At 55.0% G+C, this 15,319-nt stretch carries 13 protein-coding genes; 8 read left to right on the top strand and 5 right to left on the bottom strand.

Annotated elements, in window-relative coordinates; genetic code table 11:
• Window positions 1-18 precede the first annotated feature (18 nt).
• Complete coding sequence (gene recQ, locus WFP70_RS13320) at window positions 19-1,842, top strand: ATP-dependent DNA helicase RecQ (RefSeq protein ID WP_058960360.1); 1,824 nt, start codon at window positions 19-21, stop codon at window positions 1,840-1,842.
• Between the two features lie 12 nt (window positions 1,843-1,854).
• The gene (gene rhtC / locus WFP70_RS13315; protein ID WP_034827887.1) at window positions 1,855-2,478 is read left to right on the top strand and encodes a threonine export protein RhtC; all 624 of its coding nucleotides are present in this window, start codon (window positions 1,855-1,857) and stop codon (window positions 2,476-2,478) included.
• Window positions 2,479-2,624: 146 nt separating this feature from the next.
• Here the strand turns inward: rhtC and rhtB are convergent, their stop codons facing one another.
• Complete coding sequence (gene rhtB, locus WFP70_RS13310; protein WP_034827889.1) at window positions 2,625-3,248, bottom strand: homoserine/homoserine lactone efflux protein; 624 nt, start codon at window positions 3,246-3,248, stop codon at window positions 2,625-2,627.
• 104 nt (window positions 3,249-3,352) lie between these two features.
• Between rhtB and pldB the strand changes: the two genes are divergently transcribed.
• Complete coding sequence (gene pldB, locus WFP70_RS13305; RefSeq protein ID WP_337023611.1) at window positions 3,353-4,345, top strand: lysophospholipase L2; 993 nt, start codon at window positions 3,353-3,355, stop codon at window positions 4,343-4,345.
• Window positions 4,346-4,377: 32 nt separating this feature from the next.
• Window positions 4,378-5,178 (top strand): sugar/pyridoxal phosphate phosphatase YigL, encoded by an 801-nt coding sequence (gene yigL / locus WFP70_RS13300; protein WP_034827894.1) that lies wholly within the window; start codon window positions 4,378-4,380, stop codon window positions 5,176-5,178.
• Between the two features lie 32 nt (window positions 5,179-5,210).
• Here yigL and glpT read toward each other — a convergent pair whose 3' ends face one another.
• Window positions 5,211-6,551, bottom strand: coding sequence for a glycerol-3-phosphate transporter (glpT, locus tag WFP70_RS13295; RefSeq protein WP_097118522.1), 1,341 nt, complete (start codon window positions 6,549-6,551; stop codon window positions 5,211-5,213).
• A gap of 433 nt (window positions 6,552-6,984) precedes the next feature.
• On the opposite strand from glpT, the gene WFP70_RS13290 reads away from it, so the two are divergent.
• Complete coding sequence (locus tag WFP70_RS13290) at window positions 6,985-7,845, top strand: carboxylate/amino acid/amine transporter (protein ID WP_337023612.1); 861 nt, start codon at window positions 6,985-6,987, stop codon at window positions 7,843-7,845.
• 133 nt (window positions 7,846-7,978) lie between these two features.
• Here WFP70_RS13290 and WFP70_RS13285 read toward each other — a convergent pair whose 3' ends face one another.
• Together WFP70_RS13285 and metR are read right to left on the bottom strand one after the other, a co-directional pair.
• Entirely contained in the window at window positions 7,979-8,458 is a 480-nt protein-coding gene (locus tag WFP70_RS13285; RefSeq protein WP_337023613.1) for a DUF1456 family protein, read from the bottom strand.
• 95 nt (window positions 8,459-8,553) lie between these two features.
• Complete coding sequence (gene metR, locus WFP70_RS13280) at window positions 8,554-9,483, bottom strand: HTH-type transcriptional regulator MetR (protein ID WP_034827906.1); 930 nt, start codon at window positions 9,481-9,483, stop codon at window positions 8,554-8,556.
• 215 nt (window positions 9,484-9,698) lie between these two features.
• On the opposite strand from metR, the gene metE reads away from it, so the two are divergent.
• Window positions 9,699-11,969: a 5-methyltetrahydropteroyltriglutamate--homocysteine S-methyltransferase gene (gene metE / locus WFP70_RS13275; protein WP_337023614.1), complete on the top strand. Its 2,271-nt coding sequence runs from the start codon at window positions 9,699-9,701 to the stop codon at window positions 11,967-11,969.
• Between the two features lie 38 nt (window positions 11,970-12,007).
• Here metE and WFP70_RS13270 read toward each other — a convergent pair whose 3' ends face one another.
• Entirely contained in the window at window positions 12,008-12,844 is an 837-nt protein-coding gene (locus WFP70_RS13270) for a dienelactone hydrolase family protein (RefSeq protein WP_211728840.1), read from the bottom strand.
• A 300-nt stretch (window positions 12,845-13,144) separates the two neighbouring features.
• Between WFP70_RS13270 and udp the strand changes: the two genes are divergently transcribed.
• Window positions 13,145-13,906, top strand: coding sequence for a uridine phosphorylase (gene udp / locus WFP70_RS13265; RefSeq protein ID WP_038643781.1), 762 nt, complete (start codon window positions 13,145-13,147; stop codon window positions 13,904-13,906).
• A gap of 100 nt (window positions 13,907-14,006) precedes the next feature.
• Complete coding sequence (locus WFP70_RS13260; protein WP_337023615.1) at window positions 14,007-15,275, top strand: tetratricopeptide repeat protein; 1,269 nt, start codon at window positions 14,007-14,009, stop codon at window positions 15,273-15,275.
• The last annotated feature ends 44 nt before the right edge of the window (window positions 15,276-15,319 follow it).

Below are 15,319 nucleotides of genomic sequence, written 5' to 3'. Positions count from 1 at the left end.
CAGAAAAACAGGATTACCGTGGCAACATCGGCAGTGCTTAATCAGGAAATGCTGGCGCAGCAGGTATTACAAGATACCTTCGGCTACCAGCAATTTCGTCCCGGTCAGCAAACCATCATCGAAACCGCTCTTGCCGGGCGTGATTGTCTGGTGGTGATGCCGACCGGCGGCGGGAAATCGCTGTGCTATCAAATCCCGGCGCTGGTGCGCGAAGGGTTGACGCTGGTGGTTTCACCGCTGATCTCACTGATGAAAGATCAGGTCGATCAATTGCTGGCCAACGGCGTGGCAGCGGCGTGTCTTAACTCGACGCAAACGCGTGAGCAGCAGCAACAGGTCTTTGCGGATTGCCGTACCGGCAAGCTGAAACTGCTGTATATCGCGCCTGAACGTCTGATGATGGATAACTTCCTCGACAGCCTGCACCAGTGGAATCCGGTGATGTTGGCGGTGGATGAAGCGCACTGTATCTCGCAATGGGGCCATGATTTCCGCCCGGAATATGGCTCGATTGGTCAACTGCGTCAGCGTTTCCCGGATCTGCCGGTGATGGCGCTGACGGCAACTGCTGACGAAACCACGCGTAATGACATCGCTCATCTGTTGCAGATGGACGATCCGCTGATTCAAATCAGCAGCTTTGACCGCCCGAATATTCGCTACACGCTGGTGGAGAAATTCAAACCCACCGATCAGCTGTTGCGCTACGTGCAAGAGCAGCGCGGTAAGAGCGGCATTATTTACTGTAACAGCCGTGCCAAGGTGGAAGACACGGCTGCGCGTCTGCAAAGCCGTGGGCTGAGTGTCGGCGCGTATCACGCCGGTATCGACAGCGCCCAGCGCGCGCACGTGCAGGAAGCCTTCCAGCGTGATGACTTGCAAATTGTGGTCGCCACTGTGGCATTTGGTATGGGCATCAACAAGCCTAACGTGCGTTTCGTGGTGCACTTCGATATTCCGCGCAATATCGAATCCTACTATCAGGAAACCGGCCGCGCCGGGCGTGATGGCCTGCCCGCAGAAGCGATGATGCTTTACGATCCGGCGGATATGGCGTGGCTCCGTAAATGTCTGGAGGAGAAGGCGCCCGGCCCGTTACAGGATATTGAGCGTCACAAGCTCAATGCGATGGGCGCGTTTGCCGAAGCGCAAACCTGCCGTCGTTTAGTGCTGCTCAACTACTTTGGTGAAGGGCGTCAGCAGCAGTGCGGCAACTGCGATATCTGCCTTGATCCTCCGCGTCGCTATGATGGTTTGGTGGAGGCGCAGAAGGCGCTTTCCAGCATCTATCGTACCGGCCAGCGCTTCGGTATGGGCTATATTGTCGACGTGCTGCGCGGTTCCACTAACCACCGCGTTCGCGATAACGGGCACGACAAATTGCCGGTGTACGGCATTGGTCGTGAGCAGAGCCAGGAGCATTGGGTCAGCGTGCTGCGTCAGCTGATCCATCTTGGTATGGTGACGCAAAATATCGCCATGCACTCCGCTTTACAGCTGACGGAGGCAGCGCGCCCGGTACTGCGTGCCGAAGTGCCGCTGATGCTGGCGGTGCCGCGTATCGTCACGGTGAAGAGCCGCAGCAGTTCGCCAAAAGTGCACAGTGGCAATTACGATCGCACGCTATTTGGCAAACTGCGTAAATTGCGTAAGGCGATTGCCGACGAATCCAACATTCCGCCGTATGTGGTGTTTAACGATGCCACATTGATTGAGATGGCGGAGCAAATGCCGATTACCGCGTCAGAAATGTTGAGCGTGAACGGTGTCGGTCATCGCAAGCTGGAACGTTTTGGTAAACCGTTCCTGGTGATGATCAAAGAACATGTCGATGAAGAGTAAAGGAAAGAAACCATGTTGATGTTATTCGCCACCGTCGCGCTGGTGCATTTGGTTGCGCTGATGAGTCCCGGCCCGGACTTCTTCTTTGTGTCGCAAACGGCGGCCAGCCGTTCACGCAAAGAGGCGATGATGGGCGTGTTGGGCATTACGCTGGGAATCGTAATCTGGGCCGGTGTGGCGCTGATGGGCTTGCATCTGATCCTGCAAAAAATGGCCTGGCTGCATGAAATCATCATGGTGGGCGGTGGTTTGTACCTGCTGTGGATGGGTTGGCAACTCCTGCGCTCGGCACGTCAGCAGCATAAAGCCCCGCAGGTTGATGCGCCGGTGGTGGAGCTGCCAAAAAAAGGCATGAGTTTCCTGAAAGGTTTTCTGACTAATCTGTCGAACCCGAAAGCGATTATCTATTTCGGCAGCGTGTTCTCGCTGTTTGTGGGTAATGATGTGGGCGCGATGGAGCGTTGGGGGTTATTCCTGCTGATTATCGGTGAGACCTTTGCCTGGTTCACGCTGGTCGCGGCGATTTTTGCACTACCGTGGATGCGTGATAAGTATCAGCGTATGGCGAAGTGGGTCGATGGGATGGCGGGTGTGCTGTTTGCCGGATTCGGCATCCACCTGATTATCTCGCGTTAAATCGGGTTTACTTGCCATTTCGCCACCGGGCAGTGCTCGCGTGCTTTACGTTCAGCATCTGTGCATTAGAACTTGCGCACTGACTACCTTGAAATAGCTGCGGCACTGACGGTTATCACCTCGGTGCCGCGGTTTTTTAAAGCCTCTTACGCGATTCTGCGCGCACTTGCCAGCAAGGCCCCGACGGCCATAAACAAGCCACCGAAGGTGCGGTTCATCAGCTTCATCTGTTTTGGCCCTTTAATCCAGCCCGCAATACGGGTTGCCAGCGTGGCGTAACCAATCATCACGATAATATCGACCACGATGGTGGTGACACCGAGCACCAGATACTGCATCAACTGCGGCTGGTGTGGCTGAATAAACTGCGGGAACAGTGCGGCGAGAAACACGATGCTTTTCGGGTTGGTGAGATTCACCAGGATGGCGCGTTTGAACAGACGACGACGCGGCATCGCTTTTGCCACGGCATCCAGATCAATACCGCCTGCGGAACGCCACTGCTGAATGCCCAGCCATACCAGATATGCAGCGCCTGCCCACTTCAGCACTTCAAACGCCATGATCGATTGTGAAAATAGCGCGCCCAAACCGGCACCCACCAGCACAATGTGAATCGCCAGGCCAAGCTGTAAGCCAGTAATGGAAGCCGCCGCGCCGCGATAGCCATGGCTGATGCCGGTGCTCATGGTGTTAATGGCACCGGAACCGGGTGAAAGGCTGAGGATAGTTGTGGTCAACAGGTAGGTTAACCACCATTCAATGGTCATGTGTGACATTCCCTGAAGTGAACGAAGTGTGACACAATACGCCAGAATATCGCGGTGCGCTATGGCGTACAGACGCGCGATGAGGCTTTTTTTCAGGGGGACGGATGCAGCATCACAAACAGCGTTGGCTCGGGCGAGAGAAAGGCTTTTCCGCCTTTGCTACCGGTCCGCTGCTCGACTTCTGGCGTCGTCGTGAAGAGTGCGAATTCACCGGCGTCGGTAACCTGATGATTCGCTATGTTCGTTTCACCTCACCGCAACATCGCCGTGTCATCCTGATTGTACCTGGCCGCATCGAAAGCTATATCAAATACCCGGAACTGGCTTACGATCTGTTCCACTGCGGCTATGACGTGGTGATTATTGACCATCGCGGGCAGGGCCGCTCCGATCGCTTGCTGGCGGACTCGCATCGCGGCCATGTGGTGGAGTTCAGCCACTATGTTGACGACTTAGAAACGCTGTATCTGAAAGAGATGGTAAGCAACCATTATCAGCAACGCTACGTGCTGGCGCATTCGATGGGCGGCGCGATTTTAGCGCTGTTTCTGGCGCGTCAGCCGCAGGCTTTTCATGCGGCGGTATTCTCGGCACCGATGTTTGGCATTGTGCTGCCGTTGCCTGACTGGATGGCGCACCCGATTTTGGACTGGGCGGAAAAACTGCCGGCGATTCGTGAACGCTATGCGCTTGGCACCGGCCGCTGGCGCGCCAGCCCGTTTGGCATTAATCGCCTGACGCACAGCCGGGAACGTTATCGGCGCAACCTGCGTTTTTACGCGGACGATCCGGGACTGCGCGTCGGTGGCCCGACCTATCATTGGGTGCGCGAAGGCGTGCATGCCGGACGCAGTATCATCAGCCAGGCGGCGAAAATCACCACGCCTTCCCTGGTATTGCAGGCCAGTGAAGACGATGTGGTGGATAACCGCTCGCAAGATATTTTTTGTACGGCGATGGCTGACGCGGGACATCCCTGCGAAGGCACCGTGCCGTATGTGATTCAAGGTGCGCGTCACGAGATTTTGTTTGAAACAGACGCCATGCGCGCTGAAGCGCTCAACCTGGTGGTCGATTTTTTCGAGCGCCACGTTTAACTCATTTTCCGACATCAATACCAGAGGTTTACATGTACCACATCGTCGCATCCGACCTGGATGGCACGCTGCTCTCACCGGAACACCGCCTGACGCCTTTTGCCCGTACCACGCTGCAGGAACTGGTGGCGCAAGATGTCCACTTCGTTTTCGCCACCGGCCGCCACTATATCGACGTAGGCCAGATGCGCGATAACCTTGGCATTCCGGCGTACATGATTACTTCCAACGGGGCTCGCGTGCACAACGCAGACGGTGAACTGGTGTTTAGCCATAACCTCGACGCCGATATCGCCAGCGAGCTTTACGGTCTGCAGTACCACGATGAACATATCCTGACGCACGTGTATCGTGACGATGAGTGGTATATGAGCCGCCATCGCCCGGAGGAGCAGGACTACTTCCGTGAGTCGGTGTTTAACTATCAGGTTTATCAGCCGGGCATGCTTGAAACCGACGGCATCAGCAAGGTGTTCTTTACCTGCGACGATCCCGAACGTCTGGTGCCGCTGGAGCTGGCGATCGAAGCGCGCTGGGGCGATCGCGTTAACGTCAGCTTCTCACTGCCGACCTGTCTGGAAGTCATGGCGGGTGGCGTATCGAAAGGTCACGCGCTGGAGGCGGTATCAAAGCAGCTTGGCTTCTCATTGAAAGAGTGCATCGCTTTTGGTGATGGCATGAATGACGTGGAAATGCTGAGCATGGCGGGTAAAGGCTGCATTATGCGCAATGCGCAGCAGCGGTTGAAAGATACCTTGCCGACGCTGGAAGTGATTGGCAGCAACGCTGAAGATGCGGTGCCGCATACGCTGCGCAAGTTGTTCCTTGCTTAAAAAAATGGGCCGGTGATACCGGCCCACTTTTGTTATGCCATCTGTTTCTTATGTTTATGCTCGCTGACCATGGTGAGCAGCAACAAAATCACCGCCAACACCGATCCCGCAATCATCACCATGAAACCGCCATCCCAGCCGAAGTAATCCACGGTGTAACCGACAATCGCACTGGCTGCCACCGATCCTCCGAGATAACCAAACAAACCGGTAAAGCCTGCTGCCGTGCCAGCCGCTTTCTTCGGCGCTAACTCCAGCGCATGCAGACCAATTAACATTACCGGACCGTAGATCAGGAAGCCGATGACGATCATGCACAGCATATCGATACCTGGATTGCCTGGCGGGTTAAGCCAGTACACCACGGTGGCGATGGTTACCAGCGTCATAAAGAACACGCCGGTGGCGCCACGATTGCCTCTGAACACCTTGTCCGACATCCAGCCGCACAGCAAGGTGCCGGGAATGCCCGCATATTCATAGAAGAAGTAAGCCCACGAAGATTTATCCAGCGTGAAATGCTTTACCTCTTTCAGGTAGGTCGGTGACCAGTCGAGAATGCCGTAGCGCAGCAGGTAAACGAACACGTTGGCCAGCGCGATATACCACAGCAGCTTATTAGGCAGGATGTACTGCATAAAAATCTGCTTCGCCGTCAACTCCTCCTCATGATCCTCGCTGTAGTCTGGCGGATAATCATTCTTGTACGCCTCAATCGGCGGCAAACCACAAGACTGCGGCGTATCGCGCATCAGGGCAAAGGCAATAATCGCGATGAGGATGGCACCAAACGCCGGCATGTAGAGCGCGGCTTTCCAGTCGTTAAACCATGCCATACCCAGCAGAAACAGTAAGGGCGGAATACCACCACCCACGTTATGGGCGCAGTTCCAAACTGAGACAATCCCGCCGCGTTCCTTCTGCGACCACCAGTGCACCATAGTGCGACCGCACGGTGGCCAGCCCATGCCCTGGAACCAACCGCACAGGAACAGCAGCACAAACATCACCATGATGCTGGAGGTGGCCCAGGGTACAAAGCCCATAAACAGCATCACCGCAGCGGCCAGAATCAGTCCGGCAGGTAAAAAGACACGCGGGTTTGAACGGTCAGAGACGGAACCCATGATGAACTTGGAAAAACCGTAGGCGATGGAGATTCCGGACAGCGCAAAGCCAAGATCGCCACGCGAAAAGCCCTGCTCAACCAAATAGGGCATTGCCAGCGCAAAGTTTTTACGGACCAGGTAATAGGCGGCATAGCCAAAGAAAATGCCGATGAAGATTTGCCAGCGTAGCCGACGATAGAGCGGATCGACACGATCGTCAGCGACTTGCGGCTGATGCGGTGCCGGTTTGAAGATACTTAACATGAAGGTGGCCCTCCAGGGCGCAATATTTTTATAAATTCCCAGCAGGTTGGGTCAAAAGCCCTCTGGCGTAACAACAAAACCAAAGTTCCATTTCGCGCAAAGGATAGTGATGGTTGCGCCACGTTACTGTGATGTGTGACACAATTGTTACAGTTTGATGACATTAAAGAGCGATATAAACCAGGAAATGTTGGTATTCGCGCATGAAGCGTCGGGGCTTTTGGGTTTGTAAGGGGAATCCGTTGCCGTGTCGAATCAGATTCACTGCATCTGCAACCAGCGACCTGATTTCAGCAATGGACCTTATCTCAATGAGTGACGGGGATACGGCGATTTGTTTGATTTTAATTTGACCACTCGTCAACCAGATATTTCAGCCCGTCCACGACAGTTTGTTTACACTAGCGCCACTGTTCATTTTGGGATCAATACCGTGCTGTTACTGATCGTTACCACCATTTTGTGGGCTTTTTCCTTTAGTTTGATAGGGGAATACCTTGCGGGCCAGGTTGACTCCTGGTTCTCTGTACTGATGCGCCTTGGGTTGGCTGCGCTCGTTTTTTTGCCCTTCCTGCGCTGGAAGGGCTATCGCGCCTCAACCATCCTGCTTTATATGCTGGTGGGGATGCTGCAACTTGGCGTCATGTATCTGCTGAGTTTTGAGGCTTATACCTACCTCAGCGTGACAGAATTCCTGTTGTTTACCGTGATGACGCCGCTCTACGTCACGCTGATTTACGATTTGCTCAGCAGACGTCGGCTGCGAATCGGCTATGCCTTCAGCGCGCTGTTGGCGGTAGCCGGGGCGGCCATCATTCGCTATGACAAAGTCAGCGATCATTTCTGGTTCGGTTTGCTGCTGGTTCAGGCGGCTAACATCTGCTTCGCCATTGGTATGGTTGGTTACAAGCGCTTGCAGGAAACCCGCCCAATGCCGCAACACACGGCCTTCTCGTGGTTCTATCTTGGCGCGGTGATCATCGCCATCATTGCGTGGAGCCTGTGGGGTAATCCGAACAAACTGCCGACCACTAACCTGCAATGGGGTATTCTGGTCTGGCTGGGCGTGGCGGCTTCCGGGCTGGGCTACTTTATGTGGAACTACGGTGCGACGCAGGTTGATGCCGGTACGTTGGGCATCATGAACAACATGCACGTGCCGGCGGGCTTGCTGGTGAATCTGGCGATCTGGCAGGAAAAACCGCACTGGCCGAGCTTTATTGCCGGGGCGATCGTCATTTTCGCTTCACTATACGTGCACAAGCGTTGGGTGGTGGGAAAAAGCGACACCTAAAGCTAAAGGGAAGGGATAGCGTGGCAGAGGAGCAAAGCGTCCGAGCCATGGATGGCGAAGCCGACCCACAGGGATGTGGGTTTCCTTTGCGATCTGCCACGCTATCCCTGACTGAGCACAAAACCCGCAGCAATTACGCCTTCTTAACTGGCCCCGGACGATTCATCATCGTCAATCCCTTCAAAAAGTTACGTAGAATCTGGTCACCGCACTCGCGGTAGTTTTTATGATCCGGATTGCGGAAAATCGCACCGACTTCAGCCTGTGAAATCTTAAAGTTTGCCTTCTCCAGCACCACCGGAATATCCGTGGTCTTCAGCGCAAACGCGATACGCAGCTTCTTGATGAAAATATTGTTATTCATACGGCGTTCAACTGAAGGTGCGGGCGCATCTTCACTCTTACCGCGACGGAAGAAAATCAAACCGTTGAGGAAATAGCCCATCAGCACGTCCGGCAACTTACGGAACGCCGCATCCTCATCCTTCTTCATCCACGCCTGCACATCCTCCAGCGGCACTTCACTGCCCGCTAAGGCAAAAATCTCCACCACTTTGCTATCGCTTAAATCAAGCATATAGCGCACGCTGCGCAGAACATCGTTACTCGTCATGGTGAAACTCTCTTGGTCGCGGATTGAGGCGGCGCATTATAGAGCAGGCCGGGCAGGGATAACAGCACGGGCGACACAGGTCGCCCGTGGGATGATCAAGAAATTGACTGCAATGAACCCGGGCGAGCGGCATCACGTACAAACGGCAGATGGTCACAGGCGTGCTGGCGGGCGAAGCGTACAAAGGCTTCTAACACCGGCTGACGCTGCTCACCATCGCGCACGGCGGCATATAAACGGCTCCACAAACCCTCACCCAATGTCTTGGTCACCACCAGACCCTGCTTTTCAAAACTCTCCACCACCCAATGCGGAAGGGCCGCAATACCCATCTGTGCTGACACCATCTGAATCAGCAACAGCGTATTATCCACACTCTTCAGCGCCGGGCTGATGCCTGCAGGCTGCAGGAAATGACGCCAGATATCGAGACGCTGACGCTGCACCGGATAGATCATCAGTACCTCATCGGCCAAATCTTCCGGTGAGATATGTTCCAGCTTCGCCAGCGGATGGTCCGGGGCCAGCACCAGACGTACCTCAAAATCAAACATCGGCGTATAGAACAAACCGCTGCGCGGCAGGATATCGGAGGTCAACACCACATCCAGTTCGCCCTGTTGCAGGGCGGGCTGGGGATCAAAAGTCACGCCCGATTTAAAATCGACCACCACTTGCGGCCAGCTCTGGCGGAAATTATTGAGGGCTGGCGTCAGCCACTGAATGCAGCTGTGGCACTCAATGGCAATGCGTAACGTGGTCTGATGCGGCTCGTGGCATGCCTGCAACGCTTGCTGAATCTGCGGCAAAATCTGCTCGGCCAACTGCAGCATGATTTCCCCCTGCGGCGTAAACCGCAACGGCTGGCTCTTGCGCACAAACAGGCGAAAGCCCAGCCGCTGTTCCAGATCGCTGAACTGATGCGATAACGCCGATTGTGTCTGATGAAGCTGAGCGGCGGCAGCGGCCAACGAGCCGGTATTTTGCAACGCCTGCAGCGTTCTCAGATGTTTGAGTTCGATCATGAGAGTCCTTCACATCGAGATTGAACAAATTGCGCTTGAGGAACATACAGTACCCGCAGATTATGGCGGTGTAAACATCTGGACGGCTAAACATCTCAAGCAAGCGCCACCGCCACATGACTTTCGTCCAGTTCAGGCGTTCAGCGGACGGCAATGTCACTCGCTGGATGAACGTAAACGGGCTCGACCCGTTAAGCATATCTGGAGATCACTAAATGACCATTCTGAACCATACGCTCGGTTTCCCTCGTGTCGGTCTGCGTCGTGAACTGAAAAAAGCACAGGAAAGCTACTGGGCAGGTAACAGCTCACAGGAAGCGCTGCTGGCCGTGGGGCGCGAGCTGCGCGCTCGCCACTGGCAACAGCAGAAAGACGCGGGGGTGGATCTGCTGCCCGTGGGCGATTTCGCCTGGTATGATCATGTGCTGACCACCAGCCTGATGCTGGGCAATGTGCCGGCGCGCCATCGGAACCAGGATGGATCGGTCGATCTCGATACGCTGTTCCGTCTGGGACGTGGCCGTGCCCCCAGCGGCAATCCTGCCGCCGCCGCTGAAATGACCAAATGGTTCAACACCAACTATCACTATATGGTGCCGGAATTCACTCAGGGCCAGCAATTCTCACTAAGCTGGACACAGCTCCTTGAAGAAGTGGACGAAGCATTGGCGCTGGGTCACCCGATCAAACCGGTGCTGCTGGGACCGGTCACTTACCTGTGGTTGGGCAAAGTCAAAGGTGAGCCGTTTGACCGCCTGTCGTTGCTGAAAGCGATACTGCCGGTCTATCAGCAAGTGCTGGCTGAACTGCATCAGCGCGGTATTGAATGGGTGCAGATCGATGAACCCGCGCTGGTGCTGGAGCTGCCACAGGAATGGCGTGATGCGTTCAAGCCTGCCTACGATGCGCTGCAAGGTCATGTAAAACTGCTACTGACGACCTACTTTGACAGCATCGGTCAAAATCTCGACGTGATTAAGACGCTACCGGTTCAAGGTTTACACGTTGACCTGGTGCATGGCAGAGATGACATCCAGCATATCCACCAACAGCTCCCCGCCGACTGGCTGCTCTCAGTCGGGGTGATCAACGGCCGCAATGTCTGGCGTGCCGAGCTCAGCTGCTGGTTCGATCGCCTGCAACCGCTGGTCGGGCAGCGTGAAAATCTGTGGATTGGTTCCTCCTGCTCGCTGCTGCACAGCCCGATCGATCTCAGTGTCGAAACCCGGCTCGATGCGGAAGTGAAAAGCTGGTTTGCCTTTGCTTTACAGAAGTGTGCTGAGCTGAGGTTGTTGAGCCAGGCGCTCAATAATAACGATGCGGCCTCGCTGACGGAGTGGAGCGCGCCGATTCGTGCCCGTTCTCATTCTTCGCGCGTGCACAATGCCGCAGTGGGCGCACGTCTGGCGAATATTCAGGCCAAAGACGTTGAGCGCGTCAGCCACTATGACGAACGCGCCAAAGCGCAGCGCCATCGCTTTAATCTGCCTGCCTGGCCGACCACCACGATTGGATCCTTCCCGCAAACCACCGAAATTCGCGGCCTGCGACTCGACTTCAAAAAAGGCAATATCGATGGAGGCCACTATCGCACCGGCATCGCGGAGCACATCAAGCAGGCGATTGCCGAACAGGAACGGCTCGGGCTGGATGTGCTGGTGCACGGCGAAGCAGAGCGTAATGACATGGTGGAATACTTCGGCGAAAACCTCGATGGCTTCGTGTTTACGCAAAATGGCTGGGTGCAAAGCTATGGCTCTCGCTGTGTGAAGCCGCCGGTGATCATCGGTGATGTCAGTCGTCCGCAGCCGATTACCGTTGAGTGGGCGAAGTACGCGCAATCGCTGACTGAAAAGCCAGTGAAAGGCATGCTCACCGGCCCGGTCACGATTTTGTGCTGGTCGTTCCCGCGTGAAGACGTGACGCGGGAAACCCTTGCTAAACAGATTGCACTGGCGCTGCGTGATGAAGTGGAGGACCTGGAAAAAGCCGGGATCGGGATCATCCAGATTGATGAACCCGCGCTGCGCGAAGGCTTACCCTTGCACCAGTCGGATTGGGCGGCGTACCTGACCTGGGCAGTGGATGCCTTCCGCCTCAACGCGGCTGTGGCGCAGGATGAAACGCAGATCCACACGCACATGTGTTATTGCGAGTTCAATGACATCATGGAATCGATAGCGGCACTGGACGCGGACGTGATTACCATCGAAACCTCACGCTCGGATATGGAATTGCTGGATGCGTTTAAAGCGTTCGAATACCCGAACGAAATTGGGCCAGGTGTGTATGACATTCATTCCCCGAACGTACCCAGCGTCGAATGGATTGAAGATCTGCTGCACAAAGCGGCGCAAAGCATTCCGCCCGCACGTTTGTGGGTCAACCCGGACTGCGGTCTGAAAACCCGTGGCTGGAGTGAAACCCGGCAGGCGCTGGCGAACATGGTGACCGCCGCGAAAAAGCTGCGCGCGGAATCGGCTTAATCGTGAGAATCAGGGGCGCCTTGCAGCGCCCCTTGTTATTACGCGTTGGGTGCAACGCCATACTGCTTAAACCAGGCCAACATTCGTACCCAGCCATCAGCGGCTGAGTCAGCATGGTAGCTTGGGCGATAATCGGCATTAAACGCGTGTCCCGCTTCCGGATACACCACGATTTCCGCTTTGGCATTGGCGGCATGCAGTGCCTGACGCATCTTATCAATGGTCTCTAACGGGATGCTCTCATCCTGACCGCCGTACAATCCGAGCACCGGTGCGTTAAGATCGACGGCTACATCGATAGGATGTTTTTGTTGTTTGAGGGTTTTCTCACCCTCTAACCGACCATACCAGGCCGCTGCCGCCCGCACCTGCGGATTGTGCGCGGCGAACAGCCAACTGATGCGTCCGCCCCAGCAGAAGCCCGTGATGGCCATGCGACGAATATCGCCATCGTGGCGTGCGGCCCAGTTGGCAACGTGATCGAGATCGGACAGCACCTGAGAATCGGGCACCTTGCTGACCAGTTCTTTGAACAGTGTCGGGATATCACTGTAGTCACCGGGATCGCCTTCACGGAAGTAGAGTTCAGGTGCGACCGCCAGATAGCCTTCCAGCGCCAGACGACGGCAGATATCTTTAATATGTTCATGAACGCCAAAAATCTCCTGCACCACCAGAATTACCGGTAGTTTGCCTTCATAGGATTTGGGGCGAGCATAATAAGCCGGAAGGTTTTCTCCCTGGCTGGGAACAGAAGTTTCACCGGTGTGAATAGCGTCACTGACGGTGGTGATGGTGCTGCTGGCGATGGGCTGAACGGCAGGGGCAAAGCCACCGGCTACTGATTTTTGTGCCATATTGTCTTCGGTTTTCATGGTTCTCTCCGTGCTAGCAAATGCGCAATCACGTAACTATAGCCTGCTTCGGGAGCAAGGCTGACGTAGGGTTCAGAGGGATGTGTACTTATGTTCTTCTTCTCTATTAACACTGCCACCCGAACTTACACAGCACCGCTTGTAGCAATTCAGAATTGCCGAGCTGCAATGTGTGATGTGAATCACATAATAATTTTCTGATAATGTAAGTTTCATTGTCGATGGTGAAATAAATCACATATTTATATGGCGCTCTGGCGTAGAGTGACACGCATATCCCTTATCTATCAGGAGTCTGTTATGGCCCAGTCTGACGTTTTCCACCTTGGTATCACTAAAGCCGATCTGAAAGGAGCCACACTGGCTATCGTTCCCGGCGATCCGGAGCGTGTGAAAAAAATCGCTGCGCTGATGGATAATCCGCAGCATCTGGCTTCGCACCGTGAATTCACCACTTACCTGGCGGAAGTGGATGGCAAGCCGGTGGTGGTCTGTTCTACCGGGATCGGCGGTCCATCGACCTCTATTGCCGTGGAAGAACTGGCGCAGCTCGGCGTGCGCACTTTCCTGCGTGTGGGCACGACCGGGGCGATCCAGCCGAATATCAATGTAGGCGACGTGCTGGTGACTACTGCTTCGGTGCGTCTTGACGGTGCCAGCCTGCACTTTGCGCCGATGGAGTTCCCGGCAGTGGCCGATTTCACCTGCACCACCGCGCTGGTGGCCGCAGCAGAAGCCTGCGGTGCCAAAACGCACATTGGTATCACCGCTTCATCTGACACCTTCTATCCGGGGCAGGAACGTTACGACACGTTCTCAGGACGTGTGGTGAATCGCTTCCAGGGCTCAATGCAAGAGTGGCAGCAAATGGGGGTTCTTAACTATGAGATGGAATCCGCTACACTGTTAACCATGTGCGCCAGTCAGGGGCTGCGAGCGGGCATGGTGGCGGGTGTTATCGTTAACCGTACGCAAAAAGAGATCCCGGATGCCGCGACCATGAAACAGACCGAAAGCGATGCGGTGAAAATTGTTGTAGAAGCCGCGCGTCGCTTAATTTAGTGCGCCAGTCAGGGGATGATTACGAGACCAGGCTTATAGGGAGCTCAACAACTGCCTGATTAGAATGTGCGCAATTTCAGCCAATACTGAGACACAGCTTATGCGCAAAATGGTTTCATCTCCACGTCCCGCTTTTATGAATACCCCTGCTGCTGCGCAATCGCGTATTGAGGGCGCAGCAGCACGTTTTCGCGAGGCGATGGCGGCTTCTGACTTTCCTGTGGCACGTCAGTGCTGCGAAGAGGTTTTGCGCGTCATGCCGCAAAACATGCAGGTACTGAGTGACTATGCGCTGACGCTAATGCGCGTGGGGGAGTACAAAAAATCCTACAAAACTTATCAAAAGATCTATCAGGCATCGGCAGCGCAGCGTGCGCAGGCTTCCGACACCTGGCTCGATGGCTTAACCGAAGTGTGTGGCTGGCTGGAAAAGCACGATGAAGTGGCACGTTACGGCCGTGAGTCGCTGGAGAAGTCTGACGCGATCTTTCGTCAGGGCCACACAGTGGCGTATCCCGCAGAAGCACCGCCGTGTTTCAATCCCACCAATCCAACTGAAAATATCATCTCTTTCAGTCTGTATGGTGGCCAACCACGCTACTGTGAAACGCTGATCAAAAATATCGAGGTTGCGCGCGAGTTCTATCCCGGTTGGATGTGTCGCATCTATCTTGACGACAGCGTGCCGCAACACGTCTGGCAGCGTCTGAAGCAGTCAAATGTCCAGTTAGTGGATATGTCACATGAGAAGACCATATTCCCGACGCTGTGGCGCTTTCTGGTGATGGATGATCCATGTGTAAAGCGTTATATCGTGCGAGATGCGGACTCCCTGCTGTCGGAGCGTGAAGTGGCGGCGGTAGAAGCCTGGCTGCAATCGCCCTGCTGGTTCCATCACATGCGTGACTACTTTACGCATACCGAACTGCTGCTGGCAGGCATGTGGGGCGGCTGTCATGGCGTATTCCACAACGTTGAACAGCAGATACGCGACTTTATCGCCCAGTACAGCGGCAGTGAACGCTTCACCGATCAATACTTCCTCAAAGTGGCGTTGTGGCCGACGGTGCGCGAAAGCCTGCTGAATCATGATGACATCTTCCGATTCCATCATGCCCAGGCGTGGCCCGCACATCCGCCAATTCGCTGGCAAACCGAGCGTTTTCACGTCGGCAGCAACGCAGGGTATTCCAGCATGGCGGGCAAGGTGGAGAATGTTGATAACGGCTGGCAGCAGGTTGAACTCACTCACAACGGACAAAGCTGGTGCTATCCCGCCAAAGTGAAAGGCAGTGAATGGCTGTTGCCGATGCCGTTTTTCCTGATTGATGCGTGGAAGGCGGGTGATTTGACGGTGAAAGCGCTGTAAATCATCTGCCAGCTACACAACTGTCTGGACATTCATACAGTAGC

Source organism: Pantoea sp. USMM079 (assembly GCF_037153115.1).
Taxonomy (GTDB): Bacteria; Pseudomonadota; Gammaproteobacteria; order Enterobacterales; family Enterobacteriaceae; genus Pantoea; species Pantoea communis.
The sequence above is the reverse complement of the archived record's forward strand: the minus strand, read 5'-3'. Positions and strand labels throughout refer to the sequence as shown.

Bases quoted from the DNA above. Each gene is read 5' to 3' on its own strand.
- WFP70_RS13285 (WP_337023613.1), bottom strand. From the start codon at position 8,458: ATGACGAGTAACGATGTTCTGCGCAGCGTGCGCTATATGCTTGATTTA.
- yigL (WP_034827894.1), top strand. From the start codon at position 4,378: ATGTACCACATCGTCGCATCCGACCTGGATGGCACGCTGCTCTCACCG.
- rhtB (WP_034827889.1), bottom strand. From the start codon at position 3,248: ATGACCATTGAATGGTGGTTAACCTACCTGTTGACCACAACTATCCTC.
- metE (WP_337023614.1), top strand. From the start codon at position 9,699: ATGACCATTCTGAACCATACGCTCGGTTTCCCTCGTGTCGGTCTGCGT.
- glpT (WP_097118522.1), bottom strand. From the start codon at position 6,551: ATGTTAAGTATCTTCAAACCGGCACCGCATCAGCCGCAAGTCGCTGAC.
- WFP70_RS13270 (WP_211728840.1), bottom strand. From the start codon at position 12,844: ATGAAAACCGAAGACAATATGGCACAAAAATCAGTAGCCGGTGGCTTT.
- WFP70_RS13260 (WP_337023615.1), top strand. From the start codon at position 14,007: ATGCGCAAAATGGTTTCATCTCCACGTCCCGCTTTTATGAATACCCCT.
- metR (WP_034827906.1), bottom strand. From the start codon at position 9,483: ATGATCGAACTCAAACATCTGAGAACGCTGCAGGCGTTGCAAAATACC.
- pldB (WP_337023611.1), top strand. From the start codon at position 3,353: ATGCAGCATCACAAACAGCGTTGGCTCGGGCGAGAGAAAGGCTTTTCC.
- udp (WP_038643781.1), top strand. From the start codon at position 13,145: ATGGCCCAGTCTGACGTTTTCCACCTTGGTATCACTAAAGCCGATCTG.
- rhtC (WP_034827887.1), top strand. From the start codon at position 1,855: ATGTTGATGTTATTCGCCACCGTCGCGCTGGTGCATTTGGTTGCGCTG.